The sequence below is a fragment of the Streptomyces griseoloalbus genome (genome assembly GCA_014650015.1).
In the GTDB taxonomy this organism is placed as follows: Bacteria; Actinomycetota; Actinomycetes; order Streptomycetales; family Streptomycetaceae; genus Streptomyces; species Streptomyces griseoloalbus.
This window is the reverse complement of the sequence record BMUD01000003.1, coordinates 94,454-110,233: the sequence shown is the minus strand read 5'-3', so window position 1 is coordinate 110,233 and position 15,780 is coordinate 94,454. Positions and strand designations below refer to the sequence as shown.

Below are 15,780 nucleotides of genomic sequence, written 5' to 3'. Positions count from 1 at the left end.
GTGGCTGCCCGCAACACGGCACGCAAGCGCGCCTTTCAGATCGTCTTCGAGGGCGACCAGCGCGACGTCGACGTCCTGACGGTCCTCGCGGACTGGATCCGGCACTCCCGGACCGACACCCGGCAGCCGCCGGTGAGCGAGTACACGATGCAGCTCGTCGAGGGCTACGCGGAACACGCGCAGCGCATCGACGAACTGATCGCCCAGTACTCGGTCGGCTGGACGCTCGACCGGATGCCGGTCGTCGACCGCAGCATCCTGCGTCTGGGCGCCTACGAGCTGATCTGGGTCGACGAGACCCCGGACGCGGTCGTCCTCGACGAGATGGTGCAGCTGGCGAAGGAGTTCTCGACGGACGAGTCCCCGTCCTTCGTGAACGGCCTCCTCGGCCGGCTCAAGGAACTCAAGCCGTCCCTGCGGCGCGCATAGCGCCGCAGCGTCCCGCCGGCACGGGCTGGACGGGGCGCCGTGGGAGTGCGGCAGGACAGCGTCCGCGGAGCGGACGTGGCCGGCCGCGCCCACACGGCGGAGCCGCATGACGGCACAGCCCGCGCCCCTGTCGGGGCGTTGCCCCTACGGCGTGGAAAAAACCGCCGGGGTGGCCCGAACCCATGAGGTTCCGGCCACCCCGGCGGTACGTTTCTGCGTAACCGGCGGAGCGCTGCGGCGCTCAGCCCTCCTCGTGCGAGGCCACCGCGCGACGCGCGTCCGCGTCCAGGACGCCCCAGCTGATCAGCTGCTCGGTGAGGACCGAGGGCGACTGGTCGTAGATGACGGCGAGGGTGCGCAGGTCGTCCTGGCGGATCGAGAGCACCTTGCCGTTGTAGTCACCGCGCTGGGACTGGATCGTCGCCGCGTAGCGCTGCAGCGGGCCCGCCTTCTCGGCCGGCACCGTGGCCAGCCGCTCCAGGTCCAGGACCAGCTTCGGCGGCGGCTCGGCGGCGCCGCCCGGGGTCGTACCCGGCAGCAGCTCCTGCACCGGGACGCCGTAGAAGTCCGCCAGCTCCGCGAGGCGCTGCACGGTCACGGCGCGGTCGCCACGCTCGTACGAACCGACCACCACCGCCTTCCAGCGGCCCTGGGACTTCTCCTCGACACCGTGGAGGGAAAGGCCCTGCTGGGTGCGGATCGCCCGGAGCTTCGCCCCGAGCTGTTTGGCGTATTCGCTGGACATATAGCTCCCCGGCACTGTGTCGACGCGGCTGGCTGGTTTCCATGCCGCGCGGCTGGTAACTCACTGTGAGGTTACGCAGCGTTACTCTCGTGCGTCAAGCCGAATGGTCCACACCGACTCTTCCGTGGTAGCGAAGATCGGTTACGCCATTGGAGTGAAGGGGGGTGTCGTTCCGGCAGGATGGCGACCTGATAGCCTGAACGACGCAATCCGACGTCCTTTAAGGTCCGTCCCGTGAGGCGGAGAAGGAGGTCCGTTTCACATGGACACGCAGCAGTCCGATGCGCGGCCCGTTCTCGAAGGCCCCGACATCGCGCGGGTACTGACCCGCATCGCCCACGAGATCGTCGAGCGCGCCAAGGGCGCCGAGGACGTGGTGCTCCTGGGCATTCCGACCCGAGGTGTCTTCCTCGCCCAGCGGCTCGCCGTCAAGCTCGAACAGATCACCGAGCGCAAGGTCCCGGTCGGCTCCCTCGACATCACCATGTACCGCGACGACCTGCGCATGCAGCCGCCGCGTGCGCTGGCCCGCACCGAGATTCCCGGTGACGGCATCGACGGCCGCCTCGTCGTCCTCGTCGACGACGTGCTCTTCTCCGGCCGCACCATCCGCGCCGCCCTCGACGCGCTGAACGACATCGGGCGCCCCCGCGCGGTGCAGCTCGCCGTCCTCGTCGACCGCGGCCACCGCGAACTGCCCATCCGCGCCGACTACGTCGGCAAGAACCTCCCCACGTCGTTGCGGGAGACGGTCAAGGTCCTGCTCGCCGAGGAGGACGGTCGCGACACCGTGCTGCTCGGCGCGAAGCAGCCCGCCCAGTAGCACATCGGGCGTGCGCCGACGGCGTGCGCCGACGGCGTGCGCCGGCTCGGCACGCCCTCGCGCGTACCCGTCTGCCCGATCTCGCCTCAATGAACTGCCTTACGGAGCCTGACAGATGCAGCGTCATCTCATCTCGGCCGCCGACCTCACCCGCGACGACGCCGTCCTGATCCTCGACACCGCCGAGGAGATGGCCCGGGTCGCCGACCGGCCGATCAAGAAACTGCCCACCCTGCGCGGCCGGACCGTCGTCAACCTCTTCTTCGAGGACTCGACGAGGACCCGGATCTCCTTCGAGGCCGCGGAGAAGAGGCTGTCCGCGGACGTCATCAACTTCTCCGCCAAGGGCTCCAGCGTGTCCAAGGGCGAGTCCCTCAAGGACACCGCCCAGACCCTGGAGGCCATGGGCGTCGACGCCGTGGTCATCCGGCACGGCGCCTCCGGGGCCCCATACCGCCTGGCCACCTCCGGCTGGATCGACGCCCACGTCATCAACGCCGGGGACGGCACCCACCAGCACCCCACCCAGGCCCTGCTCGACGCCTTCACCATGCGGCGCCGGCTCGTCGGCCGGGACGCCGGGCTCGGCCAGGACCTCGCCGGCCGGCGCATCACCATCGTCGGCGACGTCCTGCACAGCCGCGTCGCCCGCTCCAACGTCGACCTGCTGCACACCCTCGGCGCCGGGGTCACCCTCGTCGCCCCGCCGACCCTGCTGCCGGTCGGCATCGACACCTGGCCGTGCGAGGTCTCCTACGACCTCGACCGCACGCTGCCCAAGTCCGACGCCGTGATGATGCTGCGCGTCCAGCGCGAGCGGATGAACGCCGCGTTCTTCCCCACCGAGCGCGAGTACTCGCGGCGCTACGGCCTCGACGGCGACCGCATGGCGCGGATGCCCGAGCACGCCATCGTGATGCACCCCGGCCCGATGGTCCGCGGCATGGAGATCACCGCCGAGGTCGCGGACTCCGACCGCTGCACCGTCATCGAGCAGGTCGCCAACGGGGTCTCCATCCGGATGGCCGTCCTGTACCTGCTGCTGGGCGGCGCCGAGTTCGCCGCGAAGAACGCGCCCGCCGTCACCCCCGCCCGTACCACCGAGGAGAAGTAAGAACCATGAGCAAGATCCTGATCCGTGGTGCGAAGGTGCTCGGCGGGGAGCCGCAGGACGTCCTGATCGACGGCGCGACGATCGCGGCCGTGGGCCGTGACCTGCCGGCCGACGGCGCCGAGATCGTCGAGGCGGGCGGCAAGGTGCTGCTGCCGGGCCTGGTCGACCTGCACACCCATCTGCGCGAGCCGGGCCGCGAGGACTCCGAGACCGTCCTGACCGGCACCCGCGCGGCGGCGAGCGGCGGCTACACGGCCGTGTTCGCCATGGCCAACACCTTCCCGGTCGCCGACACCGCCGGCGTCGTCGAGCAGGTCTGGCGGCTCGGCAAGGAGCACGGCTACTGCGACGTGCGGCCCATCGGCGCCGTCACCGTCGGCCTGGAGGGGCACAAGCTCGCCGAGCTGGGCGCCATGCACGAGTCCGCGGCCGGTGTCACCGTCTTCTCCGACGACGGCAAGTGCGTCCACGACGCCGTGATCATGCGCCGGGCGCTGGAGTACGTGAAGGCCTTCGACGGCGTCGTCGCCCAGCACGCCCAGGAGCCGCGGCTGACCGAGGGCGCCGAGATGAACGAAGGCGTCGTCTCCGCCGAACTGGGGCTCGGGGGCTGGCCGGCGGTCGCCGAGGAGTCGATCATCGCCCGGGACGTGCTGCTCGCGGAGCACGTCGGCTCCCGCGTCCACATCTGCCACCTGTCCACGGCGGGCAGCGTCGAGATCGTCCGCTGGGCCAAGTCCCGCGGCATCCGCGTCACCGCCGAGGTCACCCCGCACCACCTGCTCCTCACCGACGAGCTGGTGCGGACGTACGACCCGGTCTACAAGGTGAACCCGCCGCTGCGCACGGAGCGGGATGTCACGGCGCTGCGCGAGGCGCTCGCCGACGGCACGATCGACATCGTCGCCACCGACCACGCCCCGCACCCGCACGAGGACAAGGACTGCGAGTGGGCCGCGGCCGCCATGGGCATGGTCGGCCTGGAGACCGCGTTGTCGGTGGTCCAGGAGACCATGGTCGACACGGGCCTGCTGGACTGGGCCGGCGTCGCCGACCGCATGTCCTTCCAGCCCGCGCGCATCGGACGGGCCGAGGGCCATGGCCGTCCCGTCTCGGCAGGTGAGCCCGCCAACCTCACCCTCGTCGACACGGCATACCGTGGCTCCGTGGACCCCGCGGGCTTCGCCTCGCGCAGCCGCAACACCCCGTACGAGGGCCGCGAGCTGCCGGGCCGTGTCACGCACACCTGGCTCCGGGGCAAGGCCACGCTCGTCGACGGGAAGCTCACGTGACACCTGTAATCCTGCTGGCCGCCGGGAAGGAATCGGCGGAAGTGACCGACTGGGCCGCCCGGATCGGCTGGGTCGTCGGCCTCGCCCTGTTCGTCGCGCTCGTCTACTGGCTGATGCGCGAGGGCTGGAAGTGGCGCGGCACGCTCCAGGGCGACCTGCCCGAGCTGCACGGCGCGCCGGACGACCCCGGACCGGCGAAACTGACCCTGAGCGGCCGCTACCACGGCTCGACCACCGCCGGTCAGTGGCTCGACCGCATCGTGGCGCACGGCCTGGGCACCCGCAGCCGGGCCGAGCTGACGCTCACCGAGGCGGGACTGGACGTCGTACGTCCCGGCGCGGACGACTTCTTCGTCCCCGCGCAGGCGCTGCGCGGCGCCCGGCTCGACAAGGGCATCGCCGGCAAGGTCCTCACCGAGGGCGGTCTGCTCGTCGTCACCTGGGCGCACGGAGAGCGGCTGATCGACTCCGGCTTCCGCTCCGACCGGGCGGCCGAGCACAACGAGTGGGTCGAGACCCTCAATCAAATGATCAACAAGACGGAAGGCGCACGATGACAACCTCCACCAGGGGAACCGCCAAGGTTCCCGCCGTACTCGTCCTGGAGGACGGCCGGATCTTCCGCGGCCGTGCCTACGGGGCGGTGGGGGAGACCTTCGGCGAAGCGGTGTTCTCCACCGGCATGACCGGCTACCAGGAGACTCTCACCGACCCGTCGTACCACCGCCAGGTCGTGGTGATGACGGCCCCGCACGTCGGCAACACCGGCGTCAACGACGAGGACGCCGAGTCCAAGCGGATCTGGGTCTCCGGCTACGTCGTGCGCGACCCCGCGCGCGTGCCGTCCAACTGGCGCTCGCGGCGCTCGCTGGACGACGAACTCGCCGCGCAGGGTGTCGTCGGCATCAGCGGCATCGACACCCGCGCGCTCACCCGGCACCTGCGGGAGCGCGGCGCCATGCGCGTCGGCATCTTCAGCGGCGACGCCGTGCGCGACGACGCCGCGCTGCTCGCCCGCGTCCAGGAGGCGCCCCAGATGAAGGGCGCCGACCTGTCCGCCGAGGTCGCCACCACCGAGCCGTACGTCGTCCCCGCGATCGGCGAGAAGAGGTTCACCGTCGCCGCCGTCGACCTCGGCATCAAGGGCATGACCCCGCAGCGCATGGCCGAGCGCGGCATCGAGGTGCATGTGCTGCCCGCCACGGCGACCGTGGAGGACGTCTACGCCGTCGACCCGGACGGTGTCTTCTTCTCCAACGGCCCCGGCGACCCCGCCACCGCCGACCACCCGGTCTCCGTGATGCGGGGCGTCCTGGAGCGCGGCACCCCGCTGTTCGGGATCTGCTTCGGCAACCAGATCCTGGGCCGCGCCCTCGGCTTCGGCACCTTCAAGCTGAAGTACGGCCACCGCGGCATCAACCAGCCGGTGCAGGACCGTACGACCGGCAAGGTCGAGGTCACCGCGCACAACCACGGCTTCGCCGTCGACGCCCCGCTGGACCAGGTCTCCGACACGCCGTTCGGCCGTGCCGAGGTGTCCCACGTCTGTCTGAACGACAACGTGGTCGAGGGCCTCCAGCTGCTCGACCGGCCGGCCTTCAGCGTCCAGTACCACCCCGAAGCGGCAGCGGGCCCGCACGACGCCGCGTACCTGTTCGACCGCTTCGTTTCCCTGATGGAGGGCCAGCGTGCCTAAGCGCACCGATATCCAGTCCGTCCTGGTCATCGGCTCCGGCCCGATCGTCATCGGCCAGGCCGCCGAGTTCGACTACTCCGGCACCCAGGCGTGCCGCGTCCTGCGCGCCGAGGGCCTGCGGGTGATCCTCGTCAACTCCAACCCGGCGACGATCATGACCGACCCGGAGATCGCCGACGCCACCTACGTCGAGCCGATCACCCCCGAGTTCGTCGAGAAGATCATCGCCAAGGAGCAGCCGGACGCCCTGCTGCCCACCCTGGGCGGCCAGACGGCCCTGAACACCGCGATCTCGCTGCACGAGAACGGCGTCCTGGAGAAGTACGGCGTCGAGCTGATCGGCGCCAACGTGGAGGCGATCCACAAGGGCGAGGACCGCGACCAGTTCAAGCTGGTCGTCGAGGAGGTCCGCAAGAAGATCGGGCACGGCGAGTCCGCCCGCTCGGTCATCTGCCACTCCATGGACGACGTCCTCGCCGGCGTCGACGAGCTGGGCGGCTACCCGGTCGTCGTCCGCCCCTCCTTCACCATGGGCGGCGCAGGCTCCGGCTTCGCGCACGACGAGGACGAGCTGCGCCGCATCGCCGGCCAGGGCCTCACCCTCTCGCCGACCACCGAGGTGCTCCTGGAGGAGTCCATCCTCGGCTGGAAGGAGTACGAGCTGGAGCTGATGCGCGACAAGCACGACAACGTGGTGGTCGTCTGCTCCATCGAGAACTTCGACCCCATGGGCGTGCACACCGGCGACTCGATCACCGTCGCGCCGGCGATGACGCTCACCGACCGCGAGTACCAGGTCCTGCGCGACATCGGCATCGCGGTCATCCGCGAGGTCGGCGTCGACACCGGCGGCTGCAACATCCAGTTCGCGGTGAACCCCGAGGACGGCCGCGTCATCGTCATCGAGATGAACCCCCGCGTGTCGCGTTCCTCGGCGCTCGCCTCCAAGGCGACCGGTTTCCCGATCGCCAAGATCGCCGCCAAGCTCGCCGTCGGCTACACCCTCGACGAGATCCCCAACGACATCACGCAGGAGACCCCGGCCTCCTTCGAGCCGACGCTCGACTACGTGGTCGTCAAGGCGCCCCGGTTCGCGTTCGAGAAGTTCCCGAGCGCCGACTCCACCCTCACCACCACCATGAAGTCGGTCGGCGAGGCCATGGCCATCGGCCGCAACTTCACCGAGGCGTTCCAGAAGGCGCTGCGCTCGCTGGAGAAGAAGGGCAGCCAGTTCACCTTCGTCGGCGCGACGGGCGACAAGGACGAACTGCTGCGCGAGGCGGTCCGCCCGACCGACGGCCGTATCAACACCGTCATGCAGGCCATCCGCGCGGGCGCCACCCCGGAGGAGGTCTTCGAGTACACGAAGATCGACCCGTGGTTCGTCGACCAGCTCTTCCTCATCAAGGAGATCGCCGACGAGCTGGCCGGGGCGCCCGAGCTGACCGCCGACCTGCTCGGCGAGGCCAAGCGGCACGGCTTCTCCGACCAGCAGATCGCCGAGATCCGCGGCCTGCGCGAGGACGTCGTCCGCGAGGTCCGGCACGCGCTGGGCATCCGCCCGGTCTACAAGACGGTCGACACCTGCGCCGCCGAGTTCGCCGCGAAGACGCCGTACTTCTACTCCTCCTACGACGAGGAGAGCGAGGTCGCGCCGCGCGAGAAGCCCGCGGTGATCATCCTGGGCTCCGGCCCCAACCGCATCGGCCAGGGCATCGAGTTCGACTACTCCTGCGTCCACGCCTCCTTCGCGCTGAGCGACGCCGGGTACGAGACCGTGATGGTCAACTGCAACCCGGAGACCGTCTCCACGGACTACGACACCTCCGACCGGCTGTACTTCGAGCCGCTCACCCTGGAGGACGTCCTGGAGATCGTCCACGCCGAGCGGCAGGCCGGACCGGTCGCGGGCGTCGTCGTCCAGCTCGGCGGCCAGACCCCGCTGGGCCTGTCGCAGGCGCTGAAGGACAACGGCGTGCCGATCGTCGGCACCTCCCCGGAGGCCATCCACGCCGCCGAGGACCGCGGCGCCTTCGGCCAGGTCCTCAAGGAGGCCGGCCTGCCGGCCCCCAAGCACGGCACCGCCACCACCTTCGCCGAGGCCAAGGCCATCGCCGACGAGATCGGCTACCCGGTCCTGGTCCGGCCGTCCTACGTGCTGGGCGGACGCGGCATGGAGATCGTCTACGACGAGACCCGGCTGGAGTCCTACATCGCCGAGTCCACGGAGATCAGCCCCTCCCGGCCGGTTCTGGTCGACCGGTTCCTCGACGACGCCATAGAGATCGACGTCGACGCCCTCTACGACGGCGAGGAGCTGTACCTCGGCGGCGTCATGGAGCACATCGAGGAGGCCGGCATCCACTCCGGCGACTCGGCGTGCGCCCTGCCCCCGATCACGCTCGGCGGCTTCGACATCAAGCGGCTGCGCGCCTCCACGGAGGCCATCGCGCGCGGTGTCGGGGTGCGCGGCCTGATCAACATCCAGTTCGCGCTGGCCGGGGACATCCTCTACGTCCTCGAGGCCAACCCGCGCGCCTCGCGCACCGTCCCCTTCACCTCGAAGGCGACCGCCGTGCCGCTGGCGAAGGCCGCCGCGCGGATCTCGCTGGGCGCCACCGTCGCCGAGCTGCGCGCCGAGGGCCTGCTCCCGGCGACCGGGGACGGCGGCGAGCTGCCGCTGGACGCGCCGATCTCCGTCAAGGAGGCCGTGATGCCGTGGTCCCGCTTCCGGGACATCCACGGCCGCGGTGTCGACACCGTCCTCGGCCCGGAGATGCGCTCCACCGGCGAGGTCATGGGCATCGACTCCGTCTTCGGCACGGCGTACGCCAAGTCGCAGGCCGGCGCCTACGGACCGCTGCCCACCAAGGGCCGCGCCTTCATCTCGGTCGCCAACCGCGACAAGCGCTCGATGATCTTCCCGGCGCGCGAGCTGATGGCGCACGGCTTCGAGCTGCTCGCCACCTCCGGCACGGCCGAGGTCCTCAAGCGCAACGGCATCAGCGCCACCGTCGTGCGCAAGCAGTCCGAGGGCACCGGACCGAACGGCGAGAAGACCATCGTCCAGCTCATCCACGACGGCGAGGTCGACCTCATCGTCAACACCCCGTACGGCACCGGCGGCCGCCTCGACGGCTACGACATCCGTACGGCCGCCGTGGCGCGCTCCGTGCCGTGTCTGACGACGGTCCAGGCGCTCGCCGCCGCGGTCCAGGGCATCGACGCGCTCAACCGCGGGGAGGTGGGCGTCCGCTCACTCCAGGAACACGCGCACCATCTGACCGCGGCCCGCGCCTAGCACCCCGAGGGGGACACCGGAAACGGTGTCCCCCTCTTCATGAGGACACCATGTACAAGATTCTCTTCACTCTGCTCTTCCGACGGATGGACCCGGAGCAGGCCCACCACCTGGCCTTCGGCTGGATCCGTCGCGTCGCGCGGGTGCCCGTGCTGCGTACCTTCGTCGCCGCGGTGCTCGCCCCCCGCCACAAGGAGCTGCGCACCGAGGCCCTCGGGCTGCGCCTGCACAGCCCCTTCGGCCTCGCCGCCGGCTTCGACAAGAACGCCGTCGGCATCGACGGCATGGCGATGCTCGGATTCGACCACGTCGAGATCGGCACCGTGACCGGTCAGCCGCAGCCCGGCAACCCGAAGAAGCGGCTGTTCCGCCTGGTCGCGGACCGTGCGCTGATCAACCGCATGGGCTTCAACAACGACGGCTCGCTGGCCGTCGCCGCCCGCCTGGCCTCCCGCACGCCCGTCTTCAGGACGGTCGTCGGCGTCAACATCGGCAAGACCAAGGCCGTACCGGAGAGCGAGGCGGTCGCGGACTACGTGACGTCCGCCGAGCGGCTGGCGCCGTACGCGGACTACCTGGTGGTCAACGTCTCCTCGCCGAACACGCCGGGGCTGCGCGATCTGCAGGCCACCGAGGCGCTGCGCCCGCTGCTCGCCGCCGTCCGCGAGGCCGCCGACCGTGCGGTCCCCGCCCGCCGGGTGCCGCTGCTGGTGAAGATCGCCCCCGACCTCGCCGACGAGGACGTCGACGCGGTCGCCGACCTGGCCGTGGAACTCGGTCTGGACGGCATCATCGCGACGAACACCACCATCGCGCGCGAGGGACTCGGCCTGACGTCCGGTCCCGCCGTCGTCGAGGAGACCGGAGGCCTGTCCGGCGCGCCCCTCAAGGCACGCTCCCTGGAGGTCCTGCGCCGCCTCTACGCGCGCGTGGGCGACCGGATCACCCTGGTGGGCGTCGGCGGCATCGAGAACGCCGAGGACGCCTGGCAGCGCATCCTGGCCGGTGCCACGCTGGTCCAGGGCTACAGCGCGTTCATCTACGAAGGCCCCTTCTGGGGCCGCGCCATGCACAAGGGACTCTCCGCCCGCCTGCGCACGAGCCCGTACGCCACGCTCGCCGACGCGGTGGGCGCCGACGTGAGGAAGACGGCATGACTGGTCTCGAACCCTTCGGCGCCCGTCTGCGCCGCGCGATGGACGAGCGCGGGCCGCTGTGCGTGGGCATCGACCCGCACGCCTCCCTGCTGGCCGAGTGGGGCCTGAACGACGACGTGGCGGGCCTGGAGCGGTTCAGCCGCACGGTCGTCGAGGCGGTCGCGGGCCAGGTCGCCGTGCTCAAGCCGCAGAGCGCCTTCTTCGAGCGCTTCGGCTCGCGCGGCGTCGCCGTGCTGGAGGACACCGTGCGGGAGGCGCGGGCGGCCGGGGCGCTGGTCGTCATGGACGCCAAGCGCGGGGACATCGGCTCCACCATGGCCGCCTACGCCGCGTCCTTCCTGCACAAGGACGCGCCCCTGTTCTCCGACGCGCTCACCGTCTCGCCGTACCTCGGCTACGGCTCGCTGAGCCCGGCCGTGGCGCTGGCCCGGGAGAGCGGCACCGGGCTGTTCGTGCTCGCGCTGACGTCCAACCCGGAGGGCGGCGAGGTCCAGCACGCGGTCCGCGCCGACGGACGCACCATCGGGGCCACCATGCTCGGTCACCTGGCCCTGGAGAACGCCGGCGAGGAGCCCCTGGGGTCGTTCGGCGCCGTGGTCGGCGCGACGCTCGGCGACCTGTCCTCGTACGACCTGGACATGGGCGGCCCGATCCTCGCGCCCGGCATCGGCGCCCAGGGCGCCACGGCGGCCGATCTGCCGGCGGTCTTCGGGAGCGCGGTGCGCAATGTCGTGCCGAACGTCAGCCGGGGTGTGTTGCGCCACGGTCCCGACACGGTCGCTCTGCGTGACGCCGCGGAGCGGTTCGCGGAGGAGATCCGGGCCGCCGTGACGCCGGCCTGAACCGGCCGACGAGGGATTCCGTGGTCGCCGGACTCTGGATACATCCTCAAATCCAGGGCAGTATGTCTTAAATGTCTGGCCTGACGGAGGCTGACCAGGACTTTTCCGCAGTTCTCGCTGACTCCGGCGGAGTTGGCCGCTAGTCTCCGACGGAGAGTGAACGGGCGACTGTGTTGCTCGTGGCTCCTCAGGTGTGGGGCGACTAGGTTCCTCACCGGTCCGTATCCGACAGTTCGACATCCGAGGTGACGTAGGCGTGGCTCTTCCGCCCCTTACCCCTGAACAGCGCGCAGCCGCGCTCGAAAAGGCCGCCGCGGCTCGCCGGGAGCGGGCCGAGGTCAAGAATCGACTCAAGCACTCCGGCGCCTCCCTGCACGAGGTCATCAAGCAGGGCCAGGAGAACGACGTCATCGGCAAGATGAAGGTCTCCGCCCTGCTCGAGTCGCTGCCGGGCGTGGGCAAGGTCCGCGCCAAGCAGATCATGGAGCGACTGGGCATCTCCGAGAGCCGCCGCGTGCGCGGTCTCGGTTCCAACCAGATCGCCTCCCTGGAGCGCGAGTTCGGCAGCACCGGCTCCTGAGTCCCGAGCACTGCGGGATTCCTGGAATAATCGCTGCATGAGTGAACGTCCGCGGCTGACCGTGCTCTCCGGCCCCTCCGGGGTCGGCAAGAGCACGGTCGTCGCCCATATGCGCAAGGAACACCCCGAGGTCTGGCTCTCGGTGTCGGCGACGACCCGCAAGCCCCGCCCGGGCGAGCGGCACGGAGTCCACTACTTCTTCGTCACCGACGAGGAGATGGACAAGCTGATCGCCAACAGTGAGCTGCTGGAGTGGGCCGAGTTCGCCGACAACCGTTACGGCACTCCTCGCGCGGCGGTGCTGGAGCATTTGGAGGCGGGTGTGCCCGTGCTGCTGGAGATCGACCTCCAGGGCGCGCGGCAGGTCCGTGAGTCCATGGCCGAGGCCCAGCTGGTGTTCCTGGCTCCGCCCTCCTGGGAGGAGCTCGTGCGCAGGCTCACGGGCCGGGGCACCGAGTCGCCCGAGGTCATCGAGCGTCGTCTGGACGCCGCCAGGACCGAACTGGCGGCCGAGCCGGAGTTCGACACCACCCTGGTCAACACCTCCGTCGAGGGTGTGGCCCGCGAGCTGCTAGCCTTGATGAACGTCGTGTGATCGTGAGTGATCGTTCAGCGATCATGCAGACTGCATCTTTCCCATCCATCGGAAGGTAGAGCGTGTCCTCTTCCATCTCCGCGCCCGAGGGCATCATCAACCCGCCGATCGACGAGCTCCTCGAGGCCACGGACTCGAAGTACAGCCTCGTGATCTACGCGGCCAAGCGGGCCCGCCAGATCAACGCGTACTACTCGCAGCTCGGCGAAGGCCTGCTCGAGTACGTCGGTCCCCTCGTCGACACCCATGTCCACGAGAAGCCGCTCTCGATCGCCCTGCGCGAGATCAACGCGGGACTGCTGACCTCCGAGGCCGTCGACGGCCCCGGGCAGTAAGTCGTATCAGCAGCTTGTAGCTGACTTTTCCACAGGCCCGGCAGCACGTCTGCCGGGCCTGTGGTGTCTCATGGGGTTGGTCGAAGGTTTCCGAGGTCCGGGGAGAGACGGTGGACAAGCCGAAGGTCGTTCTGGGGGTCAGTGGTGGCATCGCCGCGTACAAGGCCTGTGAGCTGCTCAGGCGGCTGACGGAGTCGGGGCACGACGTCCGCGTCGTACCCACCGCCTCCGCGCTGCACTTCGTCGGCGCCGCCACCTGGTCCGCGCTCTCCGGCAACCCCGTCTCCACCGAGGTCTGGGACGACGTCCACGAGGTGCCGCACGTCCGGATCGGGCAGCACGCCGACCTGGTGGTCGTCGCCCCCGCCACCGCGGACATGCTGGCCAAGGCCGCCCACGGCCTGGCCGACGACCTCCTCACCAACACCCTGCTCACCGCCCGCTGTCCAGTGGTCTTCGCCCCCGCCATGCACACCGAGATGTGGGAGCACCCGGCCACCCAGGAGAACGTGGCGACCCTGCGCGCGCGGGGCGCCGTCGTCATCGAACCGGCCGTCGGCAGGCTCACCGGCGTCGACACCGGCAAGGGCCGGCTGCCCGACCCGGGCGAGATCTTCGAGGTCTGCCGCCGGGTGCTGGCCCGCGGCGTCACCGCACCGGACCTCCGGGGGCGGCACGTCGTCGTCAGCGCCGGAGGCACCCGCGAGCCCCTCGACCCGGTCCGCTTCCTCGGCAACCGCTCCTCCGGCAAGCAGGGCTACGCCCTCGCCCGCACCGCCGCCGCGCGGGGCGCCCGCGTCACCCTGATCGCGGCCAACGCCGTGCTGCCCGATCCCGCCGGCGTGGACGTCGTTCCCGTGGGGACGGCCGTGGAACTGCGCGAAGCCGTCCTCGGCGCCGCAGCCGACGCGGACGCGGTGGTCATGGCCGCGGCCGTCGCCGACTTCCGCCCGGCGGTCTACGCGGCCGGGAAGATCAAGAAGAAGGACGGCCAGGAGCCCGCGCCCATCACCCTGGTGCGCAATCCGGACATCCTCGCAGAGATCTCCGGCGATCGGGCGCGCGCCGGACAGGTGATCGTCGGCTTCGCCGCCGAGACCGACGACGTGCTCGCCAACGGCCGCGCCAAGCTGAAGCGCAAGGGCTGCGACCTGCTGGTGGTGAACGAGGTGGGGGAGCGAAAGACCTTCGGCTCCGAGGAGAACGAGGCCGTGGTGCTGGGCGCCGACGGCAGTGAGACGCCCGTCGCGCACGGGCCGAAGGAGGCCCTGGCCGACATCGTGTGGGACCTGGTGGCCGAACGCCTCGGATGAGCGATCCGGTGTCCGTCCGATGCGCCGAAACCCCGCCCGCGGGGGCGTGGCGCCTCTGGTCAAGCCCGCCCCGCATGGGCAGAATGCCCGTGCCGCAGGTCACAGCACTCTCGCGAGGCGAGACAGGGGGACCCGTGGTGGAGCGCGACCGATAAACTGTTTCACGGACGGCGTCGGGTGCAGCCCCCGCCGTTCGCCAATGATCAGCCAGCAGCCGCTGCAACCCCAGGGAGCATTGTGTCCCGTCGTCTGTTCACCTCGGAGTCCGTGACCGAGGGTCACCCCGACAAGATCGCTGACCAGATCAGCGACACCATTCTCGACGCCCTGCTCCGCGAGGACCCGACCTCCCGGGTCGCCGTCGAGACCCTGATCACCACCGGCCTGGTGCACGTGGCGGGTGAGGTCACCACCAAGACGTACGCGGACATCGCGACGCTGGTGCGCAACAAGATCCTGGAGATCGGCTACGACTCGTCGAAGAAGGGCTTCGACGGCGCCTCCTGCGGCGTCTCGGTGTCCATCGGCGCGCAGTCCCCGGACATCGCGCAGGGTGTCGACGCCGCCTACGAGGCCCGCGTCGAGGGCGACGAGGACGAACTGGACCGACAGGGCGCCGGCGACCAGGGTCTGATGTTCGGCTACGCGACGGACGAGACGCCGACGCTGATGCCGCTGCCGGTCTTCCTCGCGCACCGCCTGTCCAAGCGCCTGTCCGACGTGCGCAAGAACGGCACGATCCCCTACCTGCGTCCGGACGGCAAGACCCAGGTCACCATCGAGTACGACGGCGACAAGGCGGTCCGTCTGGACACGGTGGTCGTCTCCTCCCAGCACGCCTCCGACATCGACCTGGAGTCGCTGCTCGCCCCCGACATCCGCGAGTTCGTCGTGGAGCCGGAGCTGAAGGCGCTGCTGGACGAGGGCATCAAGCTGGAGACCGAGGACTACCGTCTGCTGGTGAACCCCACCGGCCGGTTCGAGATCGGTGGCCCGATGGGTGACGCCGGCCTGACCGGCCGCAAGATCATCATCGACACCTACGGCGGCATGGCCCGCCACGGCGGCGGCGCGTTCTCCGGCAAGGACCCCTCCAAGGTGGACCGCTCGGCGGCGTACGCGATGCGCTGGGTCGCCAAGAACGTGGTCGCCGCGGGCCTGGCCACCCGCTGCGAGGTCCAGGTGGCGTACGCGATCGGCAAGGCCGAGCCGGTCGGCCTGTTCGTGGAGACCTTCGGCACCGCGAAGGTCGAGACCGAGCGGATCGAGAAGGCCATCGACGAGGTCTTCGACCTGCGCCCGGCCGCCATCATCCGCGACCTCGACCTGCTGCGCCCGATCTACGCCCAGACCGCCGCCTACGGCCACTTCGGCCGTGAGCTGCCCGACTTCACCTGGGAGCGCACCGACCGCGTGGACGCGCTGCGCAAGGCGGCGGGGCTGTAGGCCCCACCCCGCGTCTGCCCGAGGCCCGGCGCCCTTTCGACCTTTCGAGGGGCCGGGCCTCGGTGTGTCCGGGGCCCGGCCCGGCGGACATGCCCGCGCACGCCGTACGGGA

At 70.5% G+C, this 15,780-nt stretch carries 15 protein-coding genes; 14 read left to right on the top strand and 1 reads right to left on the bottom strand.

Translation table 11 applies throughout. From position 1 onward, the window contains the following. Nucleotides 1-429 carry a transcription antitermination factor NusB gene (nusB, locus tag IE178_RS05715; protein WP_184765658.1) on the top strand — a complete coding sequence of 143 codons (429 nt, stop codon included), beginning with the start codon at nt 1-3 and terminating at the stop codon, nt 427-429. Between the two features lie 241 nt (nt 430-670). Here nusB and bldD read toward each other — a convergent pair whose 3' ends face one another. Continuing rightward, complete coding sequence (bldD, locus tag IE178_RS05710) at nt 671-1,174, bottom strand: transcriptional regulator BldD (protein ID WP_030166512.1); 504 nt, start codon at nt 1,172-1,174, stop codon at nt 671-673. A gap of 262 nt (nt 1,175-1,436) precedes the next feature. On the opposite strand from bldD, the gene pyrR reads away from it, so the two are divergent. From pyrR to metK, 13 genes are all read left to right on the top strand, one after another. Then, a complete protein-coding gene (pyrR, locus tag IE178_RS05705) occupies nt 1,437-1,997 on the top strand; it encodes a bifunctional pyr operon transcriptional regulator/uracil phosphoribosyltransferase PyrR (protein WP_184765659.1) in 561 nt (186 codons plus the stop codon). A gap of 115 nt (nt 1,998-2,112) precedes the next feature. Continuing rightward, nucleotides 2,113-3,111 (top strand): aspartate carbamoyltransferase catalytic subunit, encoded by a 999-nt coding sequence (locus tag IE178_RS05700; RefSeq protein WP_193511526.1) that lies wholly within the window; start codon nt 2,113-2,115, stop codon nt 3,109-3,111. Between the two features lie 5 nt (nt 3,112-3,116). Then, nucleotides 3,117-4,403, top strand: a complete 1,287-nt coding sequence (locus tag IE178_RS05695) for a dihydroorotase (protein WP_193511525.1) — start codon at nt 3,117-3,119, stop codon at nt 4,401-4,403. Further along, nucleotides 4,400-4,960 (top strand): PH-like domain-containing protein, encoded by a 561-nt coding sequence (locus tag IE178_RS05690; RefSeq protein WP_184765662.1) that lies wholly within the window; start codon nt 4,400-4,402, stop codon nt 4,958-4,960. The genes IE178_RS05695 and IE178_RS05690 overlap by 4 nt, the downstream gene beginning before the upstream one ends. Then, nucleotides 4,957-6,099, top strand: coding sequence for a glutamine-hydrolyzing carbamoyl-phosphate synthase small subunit (carA, locus tag IE178_RS05685; RefSeq protein WP_193511524.1), 1,143 nt, complete (start codon nt 4,957-4,959; stop codon nt 6,097-6,099). Before IE178_RS05690 ends, carA begins: the two co-directional genes overlap by 4 nt. Beyond that, nucleotides 6,092-9,400, top strand: coding sequence for a carbamoyl-phosphate synthase large subunit (gene carB, locus IE178_RS05680; protein ID WP_193511523.1), 3,309 nt, complete (start codon nt 6,092-6,094; stop codon nt 9,398-9,400). The genes carA and carB overlap by 8 nt, the downstream gene beginning before the upstream one ends. 50 nt (nt 9,401-9,450) lie before the next feature. Then, on the top strand, nt 9,451-10,557 hold the full coding sequence (locus tag IE178_RS05675) for a quinone-dependent dihydroorotate dehydrogenase (RefSeq protein WP_193511522.1): 1,107 nt from the start codon (nt 9,451-9,453) through the stop codon (nt 10,555-10,557). Then, nucleotides 10,554-11,399: an orotidine-5'-phosphate decarboxylase gene (pyrF, locus tag IE178_RS05670; RefSeq protein ID WP_193511521.1), complete on the top strand. Its 846-nt coding sequence runs from the start codon at nt 10,554-10,556 to the stop codon at nt 11,397-11,399. Before IE178_RS05675 ends, pyrF begins: the two co-directional genes overlap by 4 nt. 256 nt (nt 11,400-11,655) lie before the next feature. Beyond that, nucleotides 11,656-11,979, top strand: coding sequence for an integration host factor (locus tag IE178_RS05665; RefSeq protein ID WP_003977346.1), 324 nt, complete (start codon nt 11,656-11,658; stop codon nt 11,977-11,979). 37 nt (nt 11,980-12,016) lie between these two features. Continuing rightward, on the top strand, nt 12,017-12,574 hold the full coding sequence (gene gmk / locus IE178_RS05660) for a guanylate kinase (RefSeq protein WP_193511520.1): 558 nt from the start codon (nt 12,017-12,019) through the stop codon (nt 12,572-12,574). Between the two features lie 62 nt (nt 12,575-12,636). After that, nucleotides 12,637-12,909 (top strand): DNA-directed RNA polymerase subunit omega, encoded by a 273-nt coding sequence (rpoZ, locus tag IE178_RS05655; RefSeq protein ID WP_086728298.1) that lies wholly within the window; start codon nt 12,637-12,639, stop codon nt 12,907-12,909. 110 nt (nt 12,910-13,019) lie between these two features. Continuing rightward, nucleotides 13,020-14,222: a bifunctional phosphopantothenoylcysteine decarboxylase/phosphopantothenate--cysteine ligase CoaBC gene (gene coaBC, locus IE178_RS05650; RefSeq protein ID WP_193511519.1), complete on the top strand. Its 1,203-nt coding sequence runs from the start codon at nt 13,020-13,022 to the stop codon at nt 14,220-14,222. Between the two features lie 237 nt (nt 14,223-14,459). Continuing rightward, a complete protein-coding gene (metK, locus tag IE178_RS05645; RefSeq protein ID WP_184765669.1) occupies nt 14,460-15,668 on the top strand; it encodes a methionine adenosyltransferase in 1,209 nt (402 codons plus the stop codon). The last annotated feature ends 112 nt before the right edge of the window (nt 15,669-15,780 follow it).

Coding starts and splice junctions, on each gene's coding strand:
- bldD (WP_030166512.1), bottom strand. CDS start 1,174: ATGTCCAGCGAATACGCCAAACAGCTCGGGGCGAAGCTCCGGGCGATC.
- pyrR (WP_184765659.1), top strand. CDS start 1,437: ATGGACACGCAGCAGTCCGATGCGCGGCCCGTTCTCGAAGGCCCCGAC.
- IE178_RS05700 (WP_193511526.1), top strand. CDS start 2,113: ATGCAGCGTCATCTCATCTCGGCCGCCGACCTCACCCGCGACGACGCC.
- IE178_RS05695 (WP_193511525.1), top strand. CDS start 3,117: ATGAGCAAGATCCTGATCCGTGGTGCGAAGGTGCTCGGCGGGGAGCCG.
- carA (WP_193511524.1), top strand. CDS start 4,957: ATGACAACCTCCACCAGGGGAACCGCCAAGGTTCCCGCCGTACTCGTC.
- IE178_RS05675 (WP_193511522.1), top strand. CDS start 9,451: ATGTACAAGATTCTCTTCACTCTGCTCTTCCGACGGATGGACCCGGAG.
- pyrF (WP_193511521.1), top strand. CDS start 10,554: ATGACTGGTCTCGAACCCTTCGGCGCCCGTCTGCGCCGCGCGATGGAC.
- gmk (WP_193511520.1), top strand. CDS start 12,017: ATGAGTGAACGTCCGCGGCTGACCGTGCTCTCCGGCCCCTCCGGGGTC.